General features: G+C 61.3%; 20 protein-coding genes. 13 read left to right on the top strand and 7 right to left on the bottom strand.

The window, feature by feature from the left end:
- Positions 1-126: 126 nt before the first annotated feature.
- The 4 genes from AX756_RS08095 to AX756_RS08115 all read right to left on the bottom strand — a co-directional run bounded on the left by AX756_RS08095 (position 127) and on the right by AX756_RS08115 (position 7140).
- On the bottom strand, positions 127-1134 hold the full coding sequence (locus tag AX756_RS08095; RefSeq protein ID WP_068309949.1) for a helix-turn-helix domain-containing protein: 1008 nt from the start codon (positions 1132-1134) through the stop codon (positions 127-129).
- A 1174-nt stretch (positions 1135-2308) separates the two neighbouring features.
- Entirely contained in the window at positions 2309-4105 is a 1797-nt protein-coding gene (locus AX756_RS08105) for a DUF3604 domain-containing protein (RefSeq protein ID WP_068309951.1), read from the bottom strand.
- The gene (locus AX756_RS08110) at positions 4105-6039 is read right to left on the bottom strand and encodes a DUF3604 domain-containing protein (protein WP_068309952.1); all 1935 of its coding nucleotides are present in this window, start codon (positions 6037-6039) and stop codon (positions 4105-4107) included. Before AX756_RS08110 ends, AX756_RS08105 begins: the two co-directional genes overlap by 1 nt.
- Positions 6040-6183: 144 nt before the next feature.
- Positions 6184-7140 carry a SphA family protein gene (locus AX756_RS08115; RefSeq protein ID WP_068309953.1) on the bottom strand — a complete coding sequence of 319 codons (957 nt, stop codon included), beginning with the start codon at positions 7138-7140 and terminating at the stop codon, positions 6184-6186.
- Between the two features lie 136 nt (positions 7141-7276).
- On the opposite strand from AX756_RS08115, the gene AX756_RS08120 reads away from it, so the two are divergent.
- The 5 genes from AX756_RS08120 (at position 7277) to AX756_RS08140 (ending at position 12739) form a co-directional block, all read left to right on the top strand.
- Positions 7277-7948, top strand: a complete 672-nt coding sequence (locus AX756_RS08120) for a Crp/Fnr family transcriptional regulator (protein ID WP_068309954.1) — start codon at positions 7277-7279, stop codon at positions 7946-7948.
- An 840-nt stretch (positions 7949-8788) separates the two neighbouring features.
- Positions 8789-9859, top strand: coding sequence for an extracellular solute-binding protein (locus tag AX756_RS08125; protein WP_068309955.1), 1071 nt, complete (start codon positions 8789-8791; stop codon positions 9857-9859).
- A 60-nt stretch (positions 9860-9919) separates the two neighbouring features.
- Positions 9920-11020, top strand: a complete 1101-nt coding sequence (locus AX756_RS08130) for an ABC transporter ATP-binding protein (protein WP_068309956.1) — start codon at positions 9920-9922, stop codon at positions 11018-11020.
- A complete protein-coding gene (locus AX756_RS08135; RefSeq protein WP_068309957.1) occupies positions 11020-11877 on the top strand; it encodes an ABC transporter permease in 858 nt (285 codons plus the stop codon). The genes AX756_RS08130 and AX756_RS08135 overlap by 1 nt, the downstream gene beginning before the upstream one ends.
- 10 nt (positions 11878-11887) lie before the next feature.
- Positions 11888-12739, top strand: coding sequence for an ABC transporter permease (locus AX756_RS08140; protein WP_068309958.1), 852 nt, complete (start codon positions 11888-11890; stop codon positions 12737-12739).
- 71 nt (positions 12740-12810) lie between these two features.
- Here the strand turns inward: AX756_RS08140 and AX756_RS08145 are convergent, their stop codons facing one another.
- Positions 12811-13698 (bottom strand): MurR/RpiR family transcriptional regulator, encoded by an 888-nt coding sequence (locus tag AX756_RS08145; RefSeq protein ID WP_321186398.1) that lies wholly within the window; start codon positions 13696-13698, stop codon positions 12811-12813.
- Positions 13699-13784: 86 nt separating this feature from the next.
- Here AX756_RS08145 and AX756_RS08150 point away from each other — a divergent pair, with 86 nt between their 5' ends.
- From AX756_RS08150 to AX756_RS08185, 8 genes are all read left to right on the top strand, one after another.
- The gene (locus AX756_RS08150; protein ID WP_082739006.1) at positions 13785-14609 is read left to right on the top strand and encodes an N-formylglutamate amidohydrolase; all 825 of its coding nucleotides are present in this window, start codon (positions 13785-13787) and stop codon (positions 14607-14609) included.
- Positions 14610-14619: 10 nt separating this feature from the next.
- The gene (locus tag AX756_RS08155; protein ID WP_068309960.1) at positions 14620-15144 is read left to right on the top strand and encodes a TRAP transporter small permease subunit; all 525 of its coding nucleotides are present in this window, start codon (positions 14620-14622) and stop codon (positions 15142-15144) included.
- On the top strand, positions 15144-16469 hold the full coding sequence (locus AX756_RS08160) for a TRAP transporter large permease (RefSeq protein ID WP_068309961.1): 1326 nt from the start codon (positions 15144-15146) through the stop codon (positions 16467-16469). Before AX756_RS08155 ends, AX756_RS08160 begins: the two co-directional genes overlap by 1 nt.
- Positions 16470-16522: 53 nt before the next feature.
- The gene (locus AX756_RS08165; RefSeq protein ID WP_068309962.1) at positions 16523-17557 is read left to right on the top strand and encodes a TRAP transporter substrate-binding protein; all 1035 of its coding nucleotides are present in this window, start codon (positions 16523-16525) and stop codon (positions 17555-17557) included.
- 99 nt (positions 17558-17656) lie between these two features.
- Positions 17657-19021 (top strand): glutamine synthetase family protein, encoded by a 1365-nt coding sequence (locus AX756_RS08170; protein ID WP_068309963.1) that lies wholly within the window; start codon positions 17657-17659, stop codon positions 19019-19021.
- Positions 19022-19025: 4 nt separating this feature from the next.
- Entirely contained in the window at positions 19026-19424 is a 399-nt protein-coding gene (locus AX756_RS08175; RefSeq protein ID WP_068309964.1) for a YybH family protein, read from the top strand.
- Positions 19417-20793, top strand: coding sequence for an aldehyde dehydrogenase family protein (locus tag AX756_RS08180; RefSeq protein WP_068309965.1), 1377 nt, complete (start codon positions 19417-19419; stop codon positions 20791-20793). Before AX756_RS08175 ends, AX756_RS08180 begins: the two co-directional genes overlap by 8 nt.
- 5 nt (positions 20794-20798) lie before the next feature.
- Positions 20799-21944 (top strand): iron-containing alcohol dehydrogenase, encoded by a 1146-nt coding sequence (locus AX756_RS08185; protein ID WP_068310133.1) that lies wholly within the window; start codon positions 20799-20801, stop codon positions 21942-21944.
- A gap of 262 nt (positions 21945-22206) precedes the next feature.
- Here the strand turns inward: AX756_RS08185 and AX756_RS08190 are convergent, their stop codons facing one another.
- Together AX756_RS08190 and AX756_RS08195 are read right to left on the bottom strand one after the other, a co-directional pair.
- On the bottom strand, positions 22207-23382 hold the full coding sequence (locus AX756_RS08190; protein ID WP_068310135.1) for an MFS transporter: 1176 nt from the start codon (positions 23380-23382) through the stop codon (positions 22207-22209).
- Entirely contained in the window at positions 23382-23795 is a 414-nt protein-coding gene (locus AX756_RS08195; protein ID WP_068309966.1) for an ester cyclase, read from the bottom strand. Before AX756_RS08195 ends, AX756_RS08190 begins: the two co-directional genes overlap by 1 nt.
- Between the last annotated feature and the right edge of the window lie 136 nt (positions 23796-23931).

Below are 23931 nucleotides of genomic sequence, written 5' to 3' on the forward strand. Positions count from 1 at the left end.
AGAAGCCCTGTTCCATGCATCCCGGCCACTGGACCACGCGTTTCAACCCGAAGGGTAACATCTGTAGAAAGGCACGGGCTCAAAAAAACCTATCATTTCGCGACAGCATCGTGTTTGGGAAACCGATCAGTCGAACGCCCGGCGATATGCGGCACGAAAGGCTTTCGGGCTTGTGCCGTACCAAGCCCCGAAGGCGCGCGTGAAATTCTGCGCCTCCTGGTAACCGAGATCGGCTGCAATAGCCTTGATCGGACGCGACGTCTCAAGCAGCAGAGCCTTTGCCCGGCGCCGTCGCGCCTCCTCCAGCAGGGTCCGATACTGCGTTCCGTGGCGGGAGAGCTGTCGCTGCAATGTGCGAGGCCCCAGGTCCAATAACTGAGCCACATTCTCCAACTCTGTCGTTCCATCGAGCAAACACAGATCGATTATCTCGACCATGTGCTCCAAGGGACCATCTTTTCTTCGTGGCCTGTATTTCTTCAGGTCGAGCGAGGTGACCGGTCTCGGCAAGATATCGGGCAGTCGTGTGCGCGCCGCGAGATCGGCACGCCGCACCGGCACACCGACAGCCGGGCGCTCGAAACAGAAAGCACAGGATGCAAGCTCATCGTGCAAACTGGTGGACCGAGGAAGGGCGTAATCCAGTTCGATCCAGTCCGGTTCCCAGTCGGGCCCAAGAAAGGCGCGCGGGAAGTCCAGCATTGGCTTCAGAAGGTGGTCTGAGAATGCCCGGCCGCGAAGATCGGCACGAAGCTCTGTTGAATATCGCCAGACGACATGGTCCTCTTCTGGTGCGATCCACATGCGGCTACCGGCCTCGTGGACCCAGATCGCCTTGCAAACACGCTCCAATCCATCGGCCAAAGTTCTTGCGCCTGCGCAATAGCCGGCCCAGTCACCGTAATCCGCAAGCTGCGTCCCGCGCCCCACCCGCAGGCCAAAGGTCTCCTCGCCAACCGCTCGTGTTGCCCCTTCGAAAAGCTGCACCATCCTGGCAATCGGTATTCGCTGCTGTGGCGCGTCCAGAACGCCGACCGGTATTCCCGCGGCTTCCAACACCCGTCGAAGCGTTCGCTCACCGGACATCTCACGGACAAGCTCCGGCAGCGGCCCCCACCCGGCCACCGTCGTCATCGATGTCTTCAGAGCACTCATGACGTGGCAGTTTACTGCCTGATCTTCAATTCACCAGCATTTTACGGAGGTGCCGAGGAGCATGTCGACAGTCATGATTTCGAATGCGCCTCCGGCTCGTCTGGGGTTGTCGCGCCCGTCATAAAGGGGATACATTCGGGGTGCAACCGGGGGAACAACGAGCCGCAGTCCACAGATTTTCTACGAACTTTCAAAGGGTTAGATAACCTTGAGATTTGACCTCAGCGCCTACCGCCGGAGCCAAAATCCTCACACAGCGTTGAAAACGTTCGGATTTTGGAAAACCACCTCCGCATGGAGTTGGAGGTCGCGTCACAAGTCCACATCTCTCGTCACATTCCGGTGCACATTCGCGTGCACGGGAGAGACGCGCCATGCCAAGACGACCGACCGGACAACCCCACCTCGAATCCCGCCCCACCGGCTACTTCTGGAGGCACCGTAATCCCCGAAACCAGGCCGCAGAAAAAAACGTCCCAGGGGCCAGAAAAATTTTTTGTCTTCTCCCTGAGAACACAGGTCCTCCGAGAAGCGAAGGCTGTCGCGGCTCGTCTCACCGACATCAGCGAGCAAGCCTTCGCCGCAATGACGGAGAAGACGATGCCGATCGCGCCCGAAATCGCAGAGCAGATCCTGGTCGAAATGGCCAGATTCCTGATCGAATCCTTCGATCGTCACCGTGCCCTGGCGCCGACGCGGAGCCTGGCCGTCGCGGAGGAAGCGCTGCGCCAGGAACAGGCCTGGCGCGCCTCTCTAAGGCAGGCGCTTCTCTGCCGTGGCCGAGACGCCGTACGCCAGCCGCTTCGCGACACGGCCACGCGCCTCGGCATCATCCTCGACAAGGAAGGTCCGGACTGGCTCAACCTGGCGATCGAGGCCACGGTTATCCCATGTGGTGCCATCAAAACACGTAGAGAACGGCAGCCCTCAATGCACACGAACCGAAGAACTGACCCGGAAACGTTTGACGAATTAGAGAACGGAATACGCCCAATACCGCCTTGCGCGCCGGGCCAGACCAATGTCCGGATCGGACCACATTGCGTGGAAGCCCGAGCAGCGCTTTTCTGGACCGTTCCAAGTCGAATTCTCCGCCGAGCATCGTTCGACGGGCGCTTTCTTCGCAAGTCTCGCAGCTCGATGATGCTACGGCTCAATTTGCTGGCGAGTAGAAAATCGGCGAGCCCCAGGCGCGCTCCTGGATCACTGCGGGGACGTCCTCCAGAAGTGGCAAGTCGTTGCGCACGGCGTCATAGGTTGTCCAGCGCGGGGTCGGGATTTCGATGGCGCGGGCGTAGTAGAAGGCCATCGCCTGCGGGTTGTAGTCCTTGTCCGTCCAACTCCCCATGAGAATCGGCGCTCCTATGTCGTTGGTGAACATCGCTGTTTCCAGGTTCACGGTGTTGCCAACGGGCGGAAGCTTTCCCGTGGCCGGGTCAAGCACGCGCTCGCCGGCCCAGACCACGTCGATGATCTTTTCGTTCGCGTCGCCATATTCGTCGACCCAGCCCTTGATGATCTGGATCCGATCGAGATTTGCGCCCATCGGGTCCTTTTCGGCATACACGGTAAAGGTCGGCGCCTCGCCAAGCGGAGGCAGGTTGCCGCCCATGTGGGTGCCCAACAGGTAGCCCTCCCGCGCCATCGCCACCGGGTCAGACGGGGCGGACAACCCAACACCGCTGAACATACGAATCTTTATGCGGGGGCCGGAAGTCGCGAAGGTCTCGCGCCGTTTCATCGCGTCCCAGATCCCGGCGCGGGTGTTTTCGGTCGCCCAAACGCCGGCGAGCGCTCCGATGGAAAGGTCCTGCCCGTCGATCCAGCCGGCGACGCTACCGGTGCGGCGGCGCTCCACGCTGCCATCTTCCGGCCCGTGCGCGCCGATGAAGCTGTCTTCGGCCACGGCAGACATCATGCCGTTGTGATTGTCGGTGCCGCCGATGAAGCCGTATTTGAACGGGTTCACGCCAAGCGCGAATTCATAGCCCAGCCCATCGATCAGCCCCCCGCGCACGAAATCGCGCTGGCGGAAGATGCGGCCCGAGTTCTTCTGGATAGAATCCGCGTTCTCGAAGCCGGCGAACTCGTCGGCGGCCCAGAACTTGCGGTGCACCTCCGAATTGCCCTTCACCTGCATCATCTCGATCAGCGGTTCGTAGGCCTGCCGCGTGCGGGCATATTCGAGGTCCATCGCCTCACCGAAGCTGTCGGTATCGGGGAACATGCGCCCCTTGGAGGCATTGGAATTGTGCGGAATGGCGAGCAGGCGGCGTCCTTCGGCGTCCTGCCCCTTCATCCAGGCCCAAAGGTTCTCCTCCTCGTTGATGTCGATATAGCTCGGCACGCTCGCGGGCACGTTATTGTCGCGGAACAGCACATTGCGGTGCAGGTTCGCGCCATTGGGCGCGGCGGACCATTCGAATCCGATCAACGCGGTGAAGGTGCCGGGATCGTTGGCCTCCTCGGCGGCCTCGACAATCACCTGCCAGGCCGATTTCGACGTCTCCGGACCCGCAAAGAACGGCGGGTGCTGCGGGGTCGCGGAGCGGTTGGAGGACACCACGTATTTGATGAACCATTGCTGCCGGTCCTCAAGACTTTCCAACCCGCGCAACGCGACGAGATCCTCGTTGTCATGTCCCGGGGCGGCCTCGAACATGGTCGAATACATCTCGCCGAGATATTCGGCGTGATCGGTTACCGCCGCGAAGTCAAGCGGACGCCTGTGCTGGGCGGTCGTGCCATCCGGCAATGTCACCGGTTCGCCCTTCGCATAGGCAAGGCTGTCGGCCGGCATCAGCCGCGTGCCGCCGATGTAGGCGTCGAGCGAAAAGGCCGTGTGCAGGTGTGTCTCGCCGAAATAGGCATCACGCAACGGGTTCGGTTCGGCCATGGCGAGGCTTGCGACCCCTGCAAACGCGGTGGCTGACAACACGTTCTTTAACATCACTTTTCTCCGTCGCTCGGGCTGTACCAGATCGGCGAGCTGTAGGCCCGTTCCTGGGTGATCATCTTTGCCTCCGCGGGCATCTCGATGCCGAATTTCACGGCATCGTAGGCAGTCCAGCGCGGCGTCGGGATCTCGATGACGCGGGCATAGTAGAACGCGCTCCGGGCCGGGTCCCAGTCCGGGTCCTGCCAGACCGCGCCCAACTCCGACGCGCCGATGGTATTGGTCCAGGCCGGGATCGACAGGTCTACCGTGTTGCCAACGAGCGGAAGCTTGCCGTCGGCGCCCGGCTTGCGATCGTCTGACCAGGCGACATCATAGACCTTTTCGCGCTGCTCGCCGGTCTCGGCCAGCCACCCTTTCACGATCTGGATGCGGTCGAGATTCGCCCCCATCGGATCGCGCAGCGCATAGACGAGGAACGACGGCGCTTGCTCTCCTGCCTGAAGGTCGGCACCCATGGGCACGCCCTTGCTGTAGCCCACGAACGCAAGATCGCGGCGCAGGGCATCCGCTGGCTCGAAGTCGCGGCCTCCAAAGAAACGCACCCGCATTCGCGGGCCGGTGGTCGCATAGGTCTCGCGCCGTTTCATCCCGTCCCAAATCGCACCGCGCGAGTTCTGCTCGGCCCAGACTGCCGTCAGTCCGCCGGTGATGTACTGGTAGGACATGAGCGCGGTTGAGCCGTCAGCAAAGGATTTCGACACATGCTTGGCACGTTCCGGGCTGGGCTCGTAGGCGGTGAACTTGCCAAAGAAATTGTCGTTATCCGGCGGGGTCAGGCCGGTATGGGTATCGGAGGCACCGACCAGGCCGAACTTGAACGGGTTCACGCCCAGTTCCGCCTCCACTGCAAGGCCCCGCGCGAGGCCGGAGCGAACGTATTCGGCTGGCAGCATTTCGAGCGTCTTTGCCTCGGACGCGTCGAGGTTGCCATAATCCCAGGTCTCGAAATCGGCGAATTCGTCGTCCGGCGAAAGCATGGGATGCGCCTCGCCGTCACCTTTGATCTGTGTTGCCTCGTAAAGCGGCTCCCATTTCTGCCGCGCTTCCGCATAGGCCGCATCCAGTGGGGCGCCTTCGGCGAAGTCGTCCTGCAACGCGAACATCCAGCCATTCGACAGATTGCCGTTATGCGGGATGGCCAGCACGTTTCCGCCAGTTTGCTTCTCATATTCGGCCATCCAGGCCCAAAGGTCGCGCGGGTTGGGCGAGCCGATCGGCGGCGTCGTGGTATAGGGCACGATCTGGCCGGCGCGCTCGGGCCCGCCACGGAAGATCACGTTTCGGTGCAGGTTGTTCCCCTGCACGAGTGAGGTCCATTCATAGGCGATGAAGGTGGTGAACTGCCCCGGATCGTTGAATTCCTCGGCCGCTGCGATGATGTCGTCCCAGACACGGGCATAGGCGGGGTTGCCGGGCTGGTAGTTCAGCGCGGGGGAAACCTTGCCCTGTGCGAAAGCGGCCACGAGTTCCTGCGCCGCACGCATCGCGGTTTCGCCGCCGGCATTGAATTTCTCGTTGAAATACCGACCCTGCTCGTCTTCCATGATGTTCGGGGCGCCACCGATGATGTCGGTGATCGCGCCCATCGCATCGGAATGATCCGTGATCATGAAGAAATCGAGCGGTCGGGACAATTTCACCGGCTGACCGGTATTGGACGTCACCTGATCGCCACGGGCGAAGCGATAGGCATCACGCGGCAAAAGTCGCGTGCCGCCGCCGCCGGCATCTCCGGACAGGCCGGTGTGAACATGGGTGTCACCGAAAAAGACCTGCGTGGGATAGGATCTGTCCGCATAGGGGGAATACGCCCGACCGGCCGGGCCGGAAAGACCTTCCGTATTGATCGCGTCCTGAGCTGCAACAAGCCCCGTCGTTGCCGTCAGGGTGGTGGCAAGAAGGCCGGTGAATAGGGTTGAGCGCATCAGTCGAAGTCTCCCGTTAATACCATTGTTGAAAATCTTTTGAAATGTTCCGAAATGCTGCGCAGTTTGTCACGCAGAAGATGTGAGCCGGCGCGATCGGGGCACTTCTCCCGTTCTCGAATGATGTCGAGAAACCAGCCATCTTCAGAACACGAAGCCGACGGTGAGCCATGCCTTGTCGCTTTCGAACCGCCGCCGCGCGCCGCTTTCGACGATATACTTCGCCTTGACGTTCACCGGAGCCTTCCCGATCGTGGTTGACCAGGTCCAGATCGGTCCGATCCCGTAAACCTCGGCCTGCAGGCTCTCCGCCCCGACCACGCCGCGCATGTTCTCGGCGCCCTGTCCGCTGTCATCGTCCAATTGCCTGTAGGCGTAGCCAGTCACGCCAACGGCCATCTTGTTGGAAAAATGCTGCATCACGGTGCCCTCGAAATGGGCCTCGGGCGCGGTCTGGTACTCCGTTGCTTCGTTTTCGGCACTGAACGTAATGCCAAACGCACCGCTGAGTTCCAGCCCCTTGGCCGGCTCGAACCAGGTAACCGACCAGGTCGGGTCGAAGGCGAACCGGTTCTTGCCAGTGCTCAGCACGTCGACACTGCGACCCTGTACATCGATCGTGGCCGTGTCATAGGCGCCTGTTGGCAGGAAGAGCTGAAGTGCCAGGGTCTGGTGCAGGTTACCATGTGTCCAGCCAAAGATCGGCGACACAGTGATGTCGGAGAAGGAATACTGCTGGTCGCTGAGACCGCCGGAAAGAAGGCTCGAAATCTCTCCGTTGAGGTCAATGTTGGACCAGACATAGGGGATGTTCAGGTTCAACCCGAACCGGGCACCCGCCACAGTGGCATCGAACACATGGGTGGCGTTGAACTTGTAGATCGTGACGTCCAGTTTCGGGTCTTCCAGAACGGCGCCGCCCATGGACACACTTGGCGCGGTGCCGCTGAAACGCACGATATCGTTGTTGATATAGGTGCCTGCGGGCGGCAAGATCCCGGCCATACTGTCGCGACTGCCAAGCAGATAGGTCTCCAGACCGCCCTCGACGGCCTGCGCCTGCTGCACACCAATCGCCGAAATCACGGCAATGGCAGCCATCCGGGTGCATCCTCTGGTCACATCTGGCTCCTCAGGTTTCCTGCGCACCCGAAACAGGGTGCCTGTGCGCGTCCGTCTTGCTTATCAAAAGCGCCGGCAATAGTTTGTCGTCCCGACGACATTTGGAGAAAAAGACGTGCCTCTTTCGTCAAAGGACAGGTCAATCCTCGCGCATTCTGTCTGGTTGCGCTCGATCGACGCCGAATTCGCCAGATCCGTCCTGGATGCGGCGCAACGCCAGACGGTCCGCAAAGGCAAGCTGATCTACGAGATGATGGATCCAGCAGGCGGAATCTACGGAGTGCTAGACGGTATGGTCGGCGTACGCCTCGACCTCGGTCATGCCGTGGTGTTGACCGGGCACGCATTCGGGCCCGGTGATTGGTTCGGCGAAGCGGCGGCGATCACCGGGATGCCACGACAAGTCACCGTTGCCGCGCTGTCGGATTGCGACCTTGTTCATCTCCCCCTCACGCAGCTTCAGCAGATTTGTGACACAACACCATCCGGCTGGAGGTGTCTCGGGATACAATCGGCGATCAGCACGGGCGTTGCTGCCCGGGTCGCCCGCAACCTGTTGATCACCGATCCGCGCCAACGGGTTCGAATGGTGTTGCAGGATCTCTCGGGGCCTGGCCGCACGCGTCGCTTCTTGCCCATCACCCAGACCGACCTGGCAGAGATGTGCGCACTTTCCCGCTCGGTGATCTCGAAGATCCTGGGGACACTTGAAGAAAGTGGTCAGGTCCAAAGGCGGTATGGTCGCATGAACCTTTTAGATGGACTGTTCAGCGCAAACGACAGTTAGCTGCCATAGACACTTTCTCCACGCACCTGCTGTTGCCGTCGAATCTGCTGAGCGTAGCGAACACGGATCAACAACTCCGGAAAGTGCGCATCGTTCTAGAACCCGCTGCGGCACCAGCATGTCAGAAGCGGATCGGAGTTATCGCGACTCCTATCATCCAGAGAAAGGACATGCGCCGCCGAGGGACCGCCCTGTACGAACACGGCAAACAGGTGATCGACCTAGATCGTGGCCGGATTCGGGCCGCCCTCCTTGGAGGGGCGTCGGTTTATCCGGCCGATCGCGTTCTGCTTCTCGGAGTTCATGGCGGCGGCGGTCAAAGCGGGTTATGGCGCCCCTCCTGCGCGCCTGCTCTACGATGGACGAGCAGATCATTCGTCATGCCTACTGAGCGCGAAGTCAGTATGTCAGTCCGACGGCATTTCCGAGAGCGGCGCACCCAAGGAAGCAACTCGCGCCGGGTTCCTTGGGTGCGAGAGCGATTACCTTTCGCGCCACCGCCCTCAGCACCGAAGCCGCAGGGGCGCGATTGCATCATCAACGTCTCCGGAGTGGGCCATTCTTTTCCATCTCCAGTTTCCATCGTTTGCAGCGCCAGCAATGATCACGAAAGACGGAGCGCGGGAAATCGATGCGCCGAGAACATGGGTCCACAGCTTGCCGGTAAATGTTGCGAAAGGCGACGAGAACGTCTTCCCATTAGAACCGGACTCAACGGACCGACCGTGAACACCGTTGTTTTCGTTCTACGGAAAGCGCTTACGGGATTTAGGATTTGACGGACCGGCGCCCCCCGGCGCAGGGTGGGCTTACAATAAATTCGCCAACAGGGTGGTTACCATGAACTTTCGCAACTCACTTGCCGTCTCAACGCTCGCCTTGTCCGTGGCAATTGTCGGCTTGCCTGCAAACGCTGAGACACTGCGCCTTCTGACCTGGGGAGGTTATGCCCCAGAGGACGTCGTCGCGAAATTCGAGGCGGAGACAGGCCACAAGGTCGAGGTCACCAAGTCGAACAACGAGGAGATGATCGCCAAGCTGCGCGCAACGGGCGGCGGCGGTTTCGATCTTGCCCAACCGAGCCAGGACCGGATTGCCGGCCCGCAGGAGGAGTTCGGCATCTACAAGCCGATCGACATGTCGAAGATCGACACATCCCTCTTCATTCCTTCGATGCTGGAGGCCACGGGCGAGAACACGACACTCGGAAACGACGTTTTCGGCGTTCCGCATATCTGGGGCACCAGCGGCCTGGTACTCGACACGTCCAAGGCCGGGATGGTCAAGGATTACACGGACCTTTGTAGCGACGATGTGGCCGGCAAGGTCTCCTATCGCCTCAAGCGCCCGACGCTGATCGGGTTCGCGTTCGCGATGGGGCTGGACCCGTTCGAGGCCTACGTCGACGAGGCCGCCTATTCCGAAGTAATGGCACAGGTCGAGGCCAAGCTCATCGAGTGCAAGCCCAACGTGAAGACCTATTGGGGCGGCGGCGACGAGCTGATGGGACTGATGCGTTCCGGCGAGGTTGTGGCCTCCATGGCATGGGACACCGGCGGCTGGAAGCTGAACGCCGACAATCCGGACATCACTTTCGTGGCGCCGGCCTCCGGAGCACTCGGTTGGGTCGATACTTTCGCGCTGCCGGCCAAGGGCAAGGCCGACGAGGCCGCCTATGCCTGGATCAACTTCGTGATGCAACCCGAGGTAGCGGCGATGATCACCGCGGCTGCGGGTAACTTCACTGCGTCGAAGGGAGCTGACGAGTTTGCAGCAGACGACCTGAAGGCACGTTTCCAGACCAGCTTCCCGCCCGAAGCGATCGATAACATCAAGTGGTACCCGCCGGTGCCGGCCGGTCTTGAGGCAATCGAAGGCGGCGTTCTTGACCGTGTGAAAGCCGCCAACTGATCCGACCACCTTTCAGGGTTCCCGCAAGCTGCGGGAACCCTCCCCCCTTCGGGAAACTCCATGTACCCTGATCTTGAATGCATGAACCTGACCCGCAGGTTCGGTGACACGGTTGCTGTTGACAACGTGTCTTTTTCTGTCCCGGCCGGTTCCTTTTTCTCCATCCTTGGCCCTTCGGGCTGTGGCAAGACGACGATCATGCGGATGATCGCGGGATTCCTGGAACCAAGTTCCGGCGATATCCACATCCGCGGCCGTTCCGTTATCGACACGCCCCCCAACAAGCGGCCGGTGAACATGGTGTTTCAGCACCTGGCCCTTTTCCCGATGATGAATATCGCCGAAAATATCGGCTACGGCTTGCGGCGGGCCGGTGTGGCGAAACCGGAGATCGAAAAGAAAGTTGAAGAAGCCCTGGAACGGATCGGTCTTCCGGGGATCGGCGCTCGCAAGGTTGACGAGTTGTCCGGCGGGCAGAAACAGCGTGTCGCCATCGCCCGTTGCATGGTTCTGGAGCCGGAAGTCCTTCTGCTGGACGAACCGCTCGGCGCGCTCGACCTCAAACTGAGAGAACGCATGAAGGTCGAACTCAAGGCGTTGCAGGCTGCCTTCGACACAACCTTTGTCTACATCACCCACGATCAGTCCGAAGCGCTCGTCATGTCCGATCGCATCGCGGTGATGAACGAGGGCCGCTTCGAGCAGGTCGGTTCCGGTCAGGACCTGTACTACCGGCCCGACACGGCCTTCGTCGCCGGCTTCGTGGGCGACGCCAACCGCTGGTCGGGGCGGATCGAGCGGGTTTCGGGCGAGGAGATGGAAATGCGGACCGACAGCGGCATCCTGATGCGCGGCGCCACGCATGGGCGTGCCCTCTCGGCAGGCGACCGGGCCGAGGTGTTTGTGCGCCCCGAGGCGATCAGGATCGCCCATTCGACCGAAGAACTGGCCCATTTCGACAACCGGATCACCGGCAAGGTCGAGTCCATCCTGTTCAACGGCGCGGCCAGCCGCATCCTGGTGCAGGATTCCGCCGGCAGCGGCGAGATCGAGGTCAACCTGCCGCAATCCGGCGAGTTTTCCGGGCTTTCGCGCGGCTCAGAGGTTCAGATCGGCTGGTCGGGCGCGCAGGGCAATTGCTTTGCGGCGGAGGGCGCCTGATGCGCTCTGAAGCCAAGCTCGGGCTGATCCTTCTGCTGACGCCGCTTCTGTTGTGGTTGTCGCTGCTGATCTTCATCCCGCATGTGGACATGTTCCTCGTTTCGCTGCGGGAACGGATCGGGGTTGGAGAATACAAAATCAGCCTGGCCAACTACCTGACATTCATCAATGAGCCCCTCTACCTGCACACGTTTCTGCGCACTGCCGTGATGTCGATCCTGGCCACCATGATCACCTTGCTGATCGCGTTTCCCGTCTCCTACTACATAGCAAAGATCGCGCGCGGGCGGGTGCAGTCAGCCCTGTTCCTGCTCTGCCTCGTGCCGTTCTGGGTCTCGGAGCTTGTCCGGACCTTTGGATGGATGATCCTGCTGCGCGAGACCGGCCTCATTTCCAACCTGCTGCAGTTTCTGGGTCTGGTCGATGGGCCGGTGGAGATGCTCTACAACGACGCCGCCATCATGGTCGGGCTGGTCTATACCTCGATGCTGTTCATGGTGGTTCCGCTGGTCACCACGCTGGAAAGCCTTCCCGACGAGGTGATCGAGGCGGGTTACGACCTTGGCGGAAACGGCCTGTCGGTCCTGCGCGAGATCGTCATCCCGCACGCGGCCCCGGGCATTGTCTCGGGCTGCATCGTGGTCTTCATGTTGAGCCTCGGGAATTACCTCACGCCGACTATGCTCGGCGGCAAGGACAGCCTGTGGTTCACCGAGCTGATCTATTCCCAGTTCATCGTCCGCTTCAACTGGGAGCTTGGCGCGGCCTTCGGCTTCCTGCTGCTGGGCCTGTCTTCCCTGATCGTGTGGGGCATGCTCAAGCTTACGGGCCAGTCGCTCGAAAAGACGATGGGATGAGGAAGCAGCCATGATTCCGTCCATTCCCCAACCCCGCTTCGTCTCACTGGCCTATACCGGCTACGTGATCGCGTTCTTCATCTTCCTTGCGCTGCCACTCGTCGTGGTCGCGGTCTTCGCATTCAACGACAGCCAGTTCCCGTCGCTTCCGTGGGAAGGGTTCACCTGGAACTGGTTCTTCGGATCCGAGCGCCCGATGATTGGTGTGTTCCATGAACGCTCGATCCTGCGGGCTATCGGCACCTCTGCATTCGTGGCCGTCCTGGTGTCGATCCTGTCCGTCGCGGTCGGGCTCTCCAACGCCTTTCTCTTCAACCGCTATCGGTTCCGCGGACAGGGGATCCTCTACATCTTCATGCTGCTGCCGCTGGTGGTTCCGGGCATCGTGCTGGGCATCTCGATCCTCGTCTTCTCAAGCCGCATTGCAAATGGTTTGTGGGACGTCGCCCAGTGGGATCTCGAGGCGCTTCGACCCGGCCTGACATTGGTCGTCCTAGGCCAGTTTTCCTTCATCGCCACGATCAGCACGTTGGTTCTCGGCGCGCGTCTGCAGAAATTCGACCGCTCGCTCGAAGAGGCCGCGATGAATCTCGGAGCCAACCGGCTGACGGCAGTCCGCACGATCACCCTGCCCTATCTCGGGCCGGCCATGGTCGGCGCGTTTGTCGTTGCCTTCCTCATGAGCTTCGAGAACTTCAACACGACGCTCATGCTCGTCGGGTCCGACGCGCCCCTTACCATCGCAATGTTCGACCGCCTGAAAGAGGGTTCGACGCCCCTGCTCAATGCGGTGTCGCTGCTACTGATGATAGGATCATCCTGCCTGGCACTGGTGATGATTGCGTTTCAGAAACGCGGTTGAGCAAGCGAACAGCACGATTGGCCTGACGAGACGCATGGAACCGTGCCCTGCGGTGGAAGGTCGTGCTGGTTTCACTCGAAACTGCGGAAGAGGCGCGTCTCGGAAAACATCGCGTCCAGATCCTCGATCCGCTTGCGGCTCTGCTCCCATTGGGAACGCTGGACCTCCGCGATCAGCGCTTCCAGCACCACCATGATCGCGACGGTGGAATCCCAGCTTGACGGGACTTCCACCAACGCATGGAACACGAAATCCGCCACCTTCGTGACAGGCGAGCCCCATTGGTCCGTGAACAGAACGATCTTGCATCCCCGTTCATGCGCCAATGTCGCCAACCGCAGAATGCTGCTCTCGTAGCGCCGGATGTCGAACAGGATGAGGATCGCGTTCTCGTCCATGTCCAGAAGATATTGTGGCCAGACATTCTCGAAGCTTCCAAGCTGCGTGACGTTTGGTCGAATGATCTGAAGGTGATTGAACAGGTAGTCCGCATTCGAACGGGTAATCCGGCCGCCAGCCACGTAGACCCGTCGCTCTGGCGCCGCAAGCAGATCGACCACGGCGTCGAACTGCGTCCGGTCGAGGCGTTCCAATGTGTAGTGGATATTCTCGGCAACAGAGTCGGCGAAACGGTTCAGTGGATGCCTGTCTGCATCCTGCGCCTGCCAGTCTTCGTGCTTGGAAATGGGCTTCTTGATCTGAGCGGCGACTTCATCCCTCAGGGCCTCCTGTAGGTGTGGAAACCCGTCGAAACCCAGTTTGCGTGCCATCCTGATGACCGTCGGGGTCGATACACCGGCGGCCAGGGCGAACTTGGTGACCGATTGCAGTCCCGCCATTGGATAATCCTGAAGAAGGACGTGCGCCAATTGCTGCTCGGAACGCGTCAGGTCTCCCAGACTGTCCTGTATGATTTGCTTGACGGTCTTTTTCGCAGCGGTTGGGGGCAAGGTTGCCACCTTTCTAACGTTCGTTTCAGAATAAAATTTGACTGTAGCGATGTCTACAGGATTTTTCTTGACAGAAGCTCCGTCGCGCACGCCAAATGAGCGTCATGACTGACCACCAGCCTGTTTCAATTCTGACGGATGCCGAAGGTCCGGCCGCGCATGTTCTGAACGCGGACGGGCGCGGACGGGTCGTTCTTGTCTGTGAACACGCATCGCGGTTCATTCCCGCCGCACTGGACTCTCTCGGGCTTGATGCGGACGCGCTGCTGTCTCACGCCGCCTGGGATATCGGTGCGCGGGACGTCGCGCGCAACATGATGGCCGCGCTGGATGCGCCCCTCGTCGAAGCCCGGGTCTCCAGGCTGGTCTATGATTGCAACCGCCCCCCTACTGCGAGGGACGCGATTGCTGAAAAGAGCGAAATCTTCGAAATACCCGGCAACAGTGCATTGGCCGAAGACGCCCGCGAAGCCCGTGTCAGGGACGTATATGAGCCGTTTCGCAAGGCTCTGGCCGATACGATAGCCTCAAGGACAGGGCCGGTGATGCTGGTCACGATCCACAGTTTCACACCGGTCTACATGGGCCAGGCGCGGCAAGTTGAGCTGGGACTTCTGCATGACGCAGATGATCGTGTCGCTCGGGCGATGATGCGCATTGCCGAGGATCACACCTCACTGCGGGCGGAGCTGAACCAACCCTATTCGGCGGCAGATGGCGTGACCCACAGCTTGCGCGAGCATGCCGTACCGGCCGGCATTCCCAACGTGATGATCGAGATCCGTAGCGATTTCATCGACACACCTGCGGGCGCGGAGCGGGTGGCCGGCGAATTGGTGGCGATGCTCTCCGCCGTGCTCCGGGAAAATCCGGTTCTTGCCGGCAATGACGACACGCACTTCCAGGACGGGGCGGGGTAACAGACCGGATATGGAACTCGCAAGGCGTTACATCCGCATCGTGGACGGTATGAACCGGATCATCGGCAAGTTCGTAATGTACGGCATCTTCGTGATGATGGGCATTCTGCTCTGGTCCTCGATCTCCAAGACCTTCTTCCTTCCGTCGCTCTGGACGTTGGAAATGGCCCAGTTTGCCATGGTAGCCTATTACATGCTCGGCGGGCCCTATTCGATCCAGATGGGGTCGAATGTGCGGATGGACCTGTTTTACGGCGAATGGTCGAACCGCCGGAAAAGCCAGGTCGATGCTATCACCGTCCTCTTCCTGATCACCTATCTGGGCTTCCTGCTCTGGGGCGGGATCGACAGCACGCTCTACTCGTTCAAATACGGTGGTGAGCGGAGCCCGACAGCGTGGCGGCCTTATCTCTGGCCGATCAAGGTGATCATGATCACGGGAATTTTCCTGATGCTGCTTCAGGCAATCTCGGAGTTTCTGAAAGACATCCTGCGCCTCAGGGGCGAGAAATATCCCCGCGAGGAGCTGAACTGATGGCCTATGAAACAATCGCCATCCTGATGTTCTCCTCGATGATGCTGATGCTGCTGACCGGTCAGCGGGTGTTCGGGGCAATCGGCTTCGTGGCCGTCGTCTCGGCGTTCTTTCTCTGGGGCGACCGTGGCGGGTACGATCTCGGCTTTTCGGCGGCGATGAAGCTGATGAAGTGGTATCCCCTGCTGACCCTGCCGATGTTCATTTTCATGGGCTACATCCTCAGCAACAGCAAGATCGCGGACGACCTCTACAAGATGTTCCATGTCTGGATGGGGGGCTTGCGCGGTGGGCTGGCCATCGGAACCATCGGCCTGATGGTGCTGATCTCGGCAATGAACGGGCTTTCGGTCGCCGGCATGGCCATCGGCGCGACCATCGCCCTGCCGGAACTGCTCAAACGCGGTTATGACAAACAGATGGTGACCGGCGTGATCCAGGCCGGCTCCTCGCTCGGGATCCTCGTGCCGCCCTCGGTCGTGCTGGTGCTCTATGCTATGATCGCGCGCCAGCCCGTCGGACAGCTCTGGCTCGCGGGTGTATTTCCCGGGTTGATGATGGCCGGCATGTTCGTGCTCTACATTGCCGTGCGCTGCTGGATTCAGCCTTCTCTTGGACCGGTCCTACCGAAAGAGGAACGGGACATTCCCATGTCGGAGAAGCTCGCGCTCCTGCGCGCAGGCCTTCTGCCGATCGGGATCTTCGCGGCAATGATGGTCCCCTTCGTCAATGGCTGGACCTCGCTGGTGGAAAGCTCCGCCATCGGTGCCATCGCCGCCTTCCTTGCCGCCGTCCTGAAGGGCCGGATGACGCGCGAGGTGTTCTACCATTCCGTGCGCTCGACGCTCGGTATCTCCTGCATGTTCATGTGGATCATCCTCGCAGCCCTCGCCTTCGGCGCGGTGTTCGACGGGCTTGGGGCGGTCAAGGCCATCGAGAGCGTCTTCACCGAGCAGCTCGGCCTCTCCCCGTGGATGATCCTGATCCTGATGCAGCTCAGCTTCATCCTGATGGGCACGTTCCTCGACGACACGGCCATGCTGGTCATCGTTGCGCCGCTCTACGTGCCGCTGGTCAAGGCGCTCGGCTTCGACCTGATCTGGTACGGGGTGCTCTACACGATCACCACCCAGATCGCCTACATGACCCCGCCTTTCGGCTACAATCTCTTCCTGATGCGGGCGATGGCCCCGCCGGAGATCGGGCTCAAGGATATCTATGTCTCCATTATCCCCTTCGTATTCGTGATGGTTCTGGCGTTGAGCCTCGTGATGATCTTTCCCCAGATCGCACTCTGGCTGCCGGAAATCGTCTATAACAAGTGATCACCAGACCCTGCGAACAGGGCTTCAACCAAGGAAACCACAGGAGGTTTGACATGACGACACGACGCACATTTCTGAAGGGCTCTGCCGCCCTTGCGCCCGCTGCGGCTCTGGGGACGCCGGCCATCGCGCAATCCACCATCAAGTGGCGGATGCAGACCTATGCCGGGGCGGCCTTGGCCGAGCACGTCATCGATCCGGCAATCAAGATGTTCAACACGATTGCCGGCGACAAGATGCAGATCGAGCTCTTCTATGCCGACCAGCTTGTGCCCACGGGCGAGCTGTTCCAGGCGCTCCAGCGCGGCACGATCGACGCGGTGCAATCGGATGACGACTCCATGGCCTCGCCCACCGAAGTCACCGTCTTTGGCGGCTACTTCCCCTTCGGCTCGCGCTATTCGCTCGACGTGCCGGTGCTCTTCAACCAATACGGACTGAACGAAATCTGGGATGCGGAGTATTCCAAGGTCGGCGTCAAGCACGTCTCCGCCGGCGCCTGGGATCCCTGCCACTTCGCCACCAAGGACCCGATCCGCTCGCTGGAGGATCTCAAGGGCAAGCGCGTCTTCACCTTCCCCACAGCGGGTCGTTTCCTGGCGCAGTTCGGCGTCGTGCCGGTCGCCCTGCCCTGGGAAGACATCGAGGTTGCCGTGCAGACCGGCGAACTCGACGGCATCGCCTGGTCGGGCATCACCGAGGATTACACTGTTGGCTGGGCCGATGTGACCAACTACTTCCTCACAAACAACATCTCCGGCGCCTGGGCTGGTTCCTTCTTTGCCAACATGGAGCGCTGGAACGAGCTGCCCGAGGACCTGCAGACCCTGTTCCGCGTCTGCTGCGACCAGTCGCATTACTACCGCCAATGGTGGTACTGGGGTGGCGAGGCCAACCTGCGCGTCAACGGCACCAAGATGGAGCTTACCTCCATTCCCGACGAGGAATGGGCCACCGTCGAGGCGGCCGCGGTCAAGTTCTGGGACGAGGTCGCCGCGGAATCGGAGACCAAGGCAAAGGTCGTGGAGATTTTCAAGAAGTACAACGCCGACATGCAGAAGGCCGGCCGCCCGTATCGCTACGGCTGAGCCAGCCCCAACCGGAAGGACCGGCCCGCAAGGGCCGGCCTGACACCAAGACAATGACCGGCCCTGTTGGGCCGGTCGCCGCCTGAAAAGAGGACGAACATGCCCGGCCCGCTCACCTTCGACGCTCTGAAAGCCGCCGTCAAAGACGGCACCATCGACACGGTTCTCGTCTGTCTTGTCGACATGCAGGGCCGCCTCATGGGCAAGCGTTTCCACGCCCGGAACTTCATCGACCACGGCTGGGAAGAGACCCATTGCTGCAACTATCTTCTGGCAACGGATCTGGAGATGGGCACGCCGGAAGGCTACAAGGCAACCTCCTGGGCCGCTGGCTATGGCGATTACGTGATGAAACCGGATTTCGACACGCTGCGCCCGATGCCGTGGCTCGAGGGCACGGCGATGGTGCTCTGCGATATCCTCGACCATCATTCCCATGAGCCCGTCCCGCATTCCCCGCGCCAGGTGCTGAAGGCACAGATCGCGCGCCTCGAGGCGATGGGCCTCACCCCGATGATGGCGACCGAACTGGAGTTCTTCCTCTTCGAGCAAAGCTTCGACGAGATCCGCAAGGGCGGTTTCCGCGACCTGACGCCGATCTCGGGCTACAACGAGGATTACCATATCCTTCAGACCACCAAGGAAGAGGCCGTGATGCGCCCGCTGCGCAACCACCTCTATGCCGCGGGCATCCCGGTGGAGAACACCAAGGGCGAAGCCGAGACGGGTCAGGAAGAGCTCAATATCCGCTACGCCGATGCGCTGGCCTGCGCCGACCATCACACCATAGCCAAGCACGCCACCAAGGAGATTGCATGGCAGCACGGCCACGCGGCGAGCTTCCTGCCCAAGTGGCACCACGACAAGGTCGGCTCCGCGAGCCACGTCCACATGTCGCTCTGGCAGGGCGCGACCCCGGCCTTTTTCAACGCCGATGCGCCACATGCCATGTCGGACCTCATGCGCCAGTTCTGCGCTGGCCTGATCGCCTACGCGCCGGACTACACCGTGTTCCTTGCGCCCTACGTGAACAGCTACAAGCGCTTCCTGAAAGGCACCTTCGCCCCCACCAAGGCGGTCTGGTCGGTGGACAACCGCACCGCGGGCTTCCGCCTGTGCGGAGAAGGTACCAAGGGCGTGCGCATGGAATGCCGGATCGGCGGCTCCGATATCAATCCCTATCTCGCCCAGGCCGCCTTCCTCGCCGCCGGGATCAAGGGGATCGAGCAGAAGCTGGAGCTGGCGCCCGCAACGAGTGGCGATATCTACGAGGACGAAGGCGCGCGCGAGATCCCCGCAACCCTTCGGGCGGCGACCGAAACGCTCCGTACCTCCAAGATGCTACGCGAGGCGATGGGCGACTTCGTAGTTGACCATTACGTCCGCTGCGCCGAAGTGGAGCAGGAGGAATTCGACCGCGTGGTGACCGACTGGGAGATCGCGCGCGGCTTCGAGAGGGCTTGAGTCTATGCCGTTCGAGACGGATTTGCGGAAGCTTCTGGACGATTACCTTGTTGCCTACGAAGCGCGGGATGCCTCGGCATGCGCCGGGTTCTACACCGAAGATGGCGAAATCCATTCGCCTTTCGGCACGCCAGTACGCGGCCGCGCTGCGATATGCGAGGCCCACGAGGCCTGGTTCGCCGTGCCGGAGGAAAACAAGCGCTTGGAAGTGCTCTCAAGCGACGCCAGCGGCGATCTTGGATACGCGCTTCTGCGCTACTCGGCGGACACGGCAGACGGCCTGGAGGCAGGGACTTCGCTGAACGTTCTGGAGATTGACGAAACCGGTCGTTGTCGGTTTCGAATAACCAGCCTCAACACAGACTACGAGACAATCGAATCCGTTAGGGAACCCCATGACTGACACAGTAAAGTGCATCTCGCCGATAGACGGATCGGTATATGCTGAACGACCGCTTCTTGGTACGAAGGAGGCCTTTGAAGTGGCCGCGCAGGCACGCAGGGCGCAGCGCGACTGGGCTGCCCGGCCCCTTCAGGAACGCATTGCCCTGGTGCGCGCGGGAGTCGCCGAGATCGGCAAGACAACGGATCGGATGGCGGTGGAACTGGCCCACCAGATGGGCCGGCCGGTGCGCTATGGCGGCGAGTTCGGCGGCTTCAATGAACGGGCCAGCTACATGGCCGATATCGCAGAGGAAGCGCTCGCCCCGATCGTGATCGAGGACAGCGACGCCTTCCTGCGCAAGATCGAGCGCGAACCGCATGGCGTGGTGTTCGTTGTCGCGCCCTGGAACTACCCCTACATGACCGCGATTAACACGGTCGCCCCGGCGCTGATTGCCGGCAACACCGTCGTGCTCAAACATGCCGCCCAGACGATCCTCGTGGGTGAACGCATGGCCGAGGCCTTTCACGCCGCCGGTGTGCCCAAGGACGTGTTCCAGAACGTGTTCCTCAGCCACGACACCGCCTCGACGTTGATCGCCGGCCGGGCGTTCGATCTCGTCAACTTCACCGGCTCCGTCGGTGGCGGTCAGGCAATGGAACGTGCCGCTGCCGGCACTTTCACAGCCGTTTCCACCGAGCTTGGCGGCAAGGACCCGGGCTATGTGCGCGCCGATGCCGACATCCAGGCAGCCGCCGACACGCTGATCGACGGGGCGATGTTCAACTCCGGCCAATGCTGTTGCGGCATCGAACGGATCTACGTGCATGAGAGCGTGTATGACGATTTCCTCGCCAGATGCGTGGAGATCGTGAAGGGCTACAAGCTCGGAAATCCCCTCGACGCGGCGACCACCATCGGCCCGATGGCCAATATCCGCTTTGCGAAAGAGGTTCGCGCCCAGATTGCCGAGGCGTTGGAAGACGGCGCGGTGGCCCATATCGAGACCTTTGCCGAAGACGACGGCGGCATCTATCTCACGCCGCAGATCCTCACCAATGTCAGCCACGACATGCGTGTCATGCGCGACGAAAGCTTCGGCCCGGTCGTCGGGATCATGAAGGTGCAGGATGACGAGGAGGCCATCGCGCTGATGAACGACAGCGACTTCGGCCTGACCTGTTCCATCTGGACCCAGGACAGCGACACGGCCGACGCAATTGGAAAACGCCTGCAGACCGGCACCGTCTTCATGAACCGCTGCGACTATCTCGACCCGGCTCTGTGTTGGACCGGCTGCAAGGATACCGGTCGCGGCGCCGGCCTCTCGGTTCTGGGCTTCCATGCCCTGACCCGTCCGAAATCCTACCATCTGAAGAAAGCATGACGACCATGAAGCTCGTTGGAAACTGGAACTACCCCACCCCGATACGTTTCGGTGCCGGTCGCATTTCCGAGATTGCCGATGCCTGTGCCGCGGCTGGAATCTCCAAACCCCTTCTTGTGACCGATCGTGGCCTTGCCTCCATGGAGATCACGACCAGGACGCTGGATCTGCTGGAGGCTGCGGGCCTCGGCCGGGCGATGTTTTCGGAGGTGGATCCGAACCCGTCGGACAAGAACGTCGAGGCGGGGCTGAAGGCCTATCGCGACGGCGGCTATGACGGTGTCGTTGCCTTCGGCGGTGGCTCTGGCCTGGATCTGGCCAAGACGCTCGCCTTCATGGCCGGACAGACACGGCCGCTCTGGGATTTCGAGGATATCGGCGACTGGTGGACCCGCGCCGATCCGGCGGGCATTCACCCGATCGTGGCGGTGCCCACCACCGCAGGCACCGGTTCCGAAGTGGGGCGTGCCGCGATCATTACCAACTCGCAGACCCATGAAAAGAAGATCATCTTCCACCCGAAGATGCTCCCGGCAGTGGTCATCTGCGACCCGGAACTGACGGTCGGTATGCCCGCGTTCATCACAGCCGGCACAGGGCTCGATGCCTTCGCGCATTGCGTCGAGGCGTTCTGTTCGCCGCATTATCACCCGATGAGTCAGGGCATTGCGCTTGAGGGGATGCGACTGGTGAAAGAATACCTGCCGCGGGCCTATGCCGACGGCACCGATATCGAAGCCCGGGCCCACATGATGTCGGCAGCCGCGATGGGGGCCACCGCCTTCCAGAAGGGGCTCGGCGCCATCCACGCGCTCAGCCATCCGATTGGCGCGGTGCATCACACCCATCATGGCACGACCAATGCCGTTTGCATGCCGGCTGTCCTGCAATTCAACCGGGAACCTTGCGAAGGAACCCTGGCCGAGGCGGCTGCCTATCTGGGGATCGACGGCGGTTTCGATGGCTTCTGCGCCTTTGTCGACGCGTTGAACGCTTCAATGGGAATTCCCCGGACATTGACGGAGCTTGGCGTCGTAGACCCGGATCTGGATGCGTTGACCCGATCCGCCCTGAACGATCCGAGCACGGGCGGAAACCCGGTCGAGATGACGTTCGAGAACACGCGCGCTCTCTTCGAGCAATTGCTGTAGGCGCCACAAACCCGGGGACCCGAATTCGACCCTCCAATGGACCTGGCGATCCAACGTCGATGGACCTTGCATTCAAACAGGCCCACTCCCGACACGCGCCCGTTTGCGGGCGGTGTCCGACATGGCAACCGCCACCAGACTCTCGTCTGGCAGGGGAAACCTCCAGAGTGTCGACGATCCGCCGTGCAAGTTGCTCTCTGAGTTTGGCACCCATCTCGTCGGTCTCGATCCGTTCGCGGATGAGGGGGCTTTCGGATCTGCATCAGACTTTCTCCTGCAGGTGCGGAAGAGGATGCATCGATTTGATCCATCCGAACAGCAGCGTTGCCGGCAGAACGAGGGCGAACAAGGACGCAGCCAACAAGATGGCCCCCATGGGCGAGCCCGTTGCATCGAAGATCCATCCTGCCACGGGCGGCGCAAGGCTGATGATCGCGTAGTAGACCGTCAGAAAGACCCCCATGCCGGCGGCGCGCCGCTCCGCTGCGACAGCATCGCCGGACATCGCAATGATCACACCAGCGGGCGCCATACCCACCAGGCCGAAGAGAAGGCTGGCTCCGAGTCCAACTCCGGGAACGACCAGCAGAAGCAGGGCTGCCACTGCGCCGGCCATTGCCACGGCAATGATGCGAGGCCTCTGTCCCACCCGGTCCGCGATTTGCCCGCACACGGCGCCGGAACCGATCATCAGCCAGCTTCCGATGCTGATGATCGAGGCAGCCGCGAGGACGCCCAGGCCCTGTGCCTTGAGCATTTCCGGGCCGAAGCTGAGGTACAATATGTAGCCCGCGTTGAACGCCCCCCACGCGACGCCGGCACTAAGGATCAAAGCCCACTCGCGCGGCAGGAGAAAAGCCGTGCGACCGGGGCGCGCGGTCACGGATACATTGGGCGTTTGATAGAGGGCGAGCACTGCCAGAGCGCTGACGGCGCAATAGGCCGATGCGACGGCGAAGGGAACGCGCCATCCGAACTCGGTCGTCAGCCAGGTATGACCGACCTGCCCCATCGCGATGCCAAAGGGCCAACTCATGACGAGGATGCTCATCGCGGTGGCAATCTCGCGACCTTCGAACAGATCCGCGACCATCTTCGTGAAATAGAGCATCCCGAAGAGTGCGCCGATGCCAGAGATAATCCGACCGAAGGTCAGGGCTTCTGGCCCGGCCGCCGCCGCTGCAATCAGCCCGCCAATCGCCAGAACGGCAAGGCCAAGGCCAACGAGCAATCGATCGGAAACGAACCTGCCGGACAAGCCGACCGGCAGAGCGAGGAACAGGCCAGGCGCTGTGAAGAGCCCGATCATCATCCCGATCTCTGCATAGCCAAGGCCAAAGGCCGCCGAGATGCCCTCGCTCGCCGAGGCCGTGGTCTGGAACGAGAAGCCCAAACCAACCCGTGCTGCAAAGAGCAAAGCAAGCATGCGCCAGCGCATCATGCCCACCCGATTTGCCGCAGGGCCTGCGCGTCATTCCAGATCTTCGTCACGTGACGGATTTTTCCGTCGGCGAAGGTCATGACATGGGCGTAGTCAGAGACCACGACCTTGCCGGTCGGAGGTACCGGGCCACCGTCCCCCGTCTGGGTTCCGTGAAACTGGGCTGTTGCCACGACCCTGCCGCGCCCCTCATCAACGGCAAAAGCCGTCAGCTCGTAATGCCCGTTCGGGATCGGACCCAGCAGTCCTTTCATCCAATCGGCATAGGCCTCAAGCGAGGAGATTTCGGCCAGCGCATCCGCCTGGCAGGCAAACCCCGCGTTGTCGCTGCAATAGGACTTGCATGCTGCCCAGCCCAGGCCGGTCTCGCAGGCCTCGAAGAAGTCTCGCGCTGTCCGTTCAATCGTCATGGCCCTCTCCTCTTGTCCAAGTTCCCAAAGAATGCAGGCGTGGGGAGAGCGGCGGTATCGGGCAGATGATGTAAACTGCCGCCCGCCGATGCTGTATTTGAATACAGCATCTGCAGGATTGCCAGAGCGAGAGCGC

It is taken from the genome of Aliiruegeria sabulilitoris (assembly GCF_001558155.1).
GTDB lineage: Bacteria > Pseudomonadota > Alphaproteobacteria > Rhodobacterales > Rhodobacteraceae > Tropicimonas > Tropicimonas sabulilitoris.

Excerpts from the sequence above, each read along its gene's own strand:
- AX756_RS08140 (WP_068309958.1), top strand. The coding sequence starts at position 11,888 with ATGATTCCGTCCATTCCCCAACCCCGCTTCGTCTCACTGGCCTATACC.
- AX756_RS08135 (WP_068309957.1), top strand. The coding sequence starts at position 11,020 with ATGCGCTCTGAAGCCAAGCTCGGGCTGATCCTTCTGCTGACGCCGCTT.
- AX756_RS08185 (WP_068310133.1), top strand. The coding sequence starts at position 20,799 with ATGAAGCTCGTTGGAAACTGGAACTACCCCACCCCGATACGTTTCGGT.
- AX756_RS08125 (WP_068309955.1), top strand. The coding sequence starts at position 8,789 with ATGAACTTTCGCAACTCACTTGCCGTCTCAACGCTCGCCTTGTCCGTG.
- AX756_RS08180 (WP_068309965.1), top strand. The coding sequence starts at position 19,417 with ATGACTGACACAGTAAAGTGCATCTCGCCGATAGACGGATCGGTATAT.
- AX756_RS08160 (WP_068309961.1), top strand. The coding sequence starts at position 15,144 with ATGGCCTATGAAACAATCGCCATCCTGATGTTCTCCTCGATGATGCTG.
- AX756_RS08105 (WP_068309951.1), bottom strand. The coding sequence starts at position 4,105 with ATGTTAAAGAACGTGTTGTCAGCCACCGCGTTTGCAGGGGTCGCAAGC.
- AX756_RS08165 (WP_068309962.1), top strand. The coding sequence starts at position 16,523 with ATGACGACACGACGCACATTTCTGAAGGGCTCTGCCGCCCTTGCGCCC.
- AX756_RS08110 (WP_068309952.1), bottom strand. The coding sequence starts at position 6,039 with ATGCGCTCAACCCTATTCACCGGCCTTCTTGCCACCACCCTGACGGCA.
- AX756_RS08115 (WP_068309953.1), bottom strand. The coding sequence starts at position 7,140 with ATGGCTGCCATTGCCGTGATTTCGGCGATTGGTGTGCAGCAGGCGCAG.
- AX756_RS08095 (WP_068309949.1), bottom strand. The coding sequence starts at position 1,134 with ATGACGACGGTGGCCGGGTGGGGGCCGCTGCCGGAGCTTGTCCGTGAG.
- AX756_RS08190 (WP_068310135.1), bottom strand. The coding sequence starts at position 23,382 with ATGCGCTGGCGCATGCTTGCTTTGCTCTTTGCAGCACGGGTTGGTTTG.
- AX756_RS08175 (WP_068309964.1), top strand. The coding sequence starts at position 19,026 with ATGCCGTTCGAGACGGATTTGCGGAAGCTTCTGGACGATTACCTTGTT.
- AX756_RS08150 (WP_082739006.1), top strand. The coding sequence starts at position 13,785 with ATGAGCGTCATGACTGACCACCAGCCTGTTTCAATTCTGACGGATGCC.
- AX756_RS08170 (WP_068309963.1), top strand. The coding sequence starts at position 17,657 with ATGCCCGGCCCGCTCACCTTCGACGCTCTGAAAGCCGCCGTCAAAGAC.
- AX756_RS08130 (WP_068309956.1), top strand. The coding sequence starts at position 9,920 with ATGTACCCTGATCTTGAATGCATGAACCTGACCCGCAGGTTCGGTGAC.
- AX756_RS08155 (WP_068309960.1), top strand. The coding sequence starts at position 14,620 with ATGGAACTCGCAAGGCGTTACATCCGCATCGTGGACGGTATGAACCGG.
- AX756_RS08195 (WP_068309966.1), bottom strand. The coding sequence starts at position 23,795 with ATGACGATTGAACGGACAGCGCGAGACTTCTTCGAGGCCTGCGAGACC.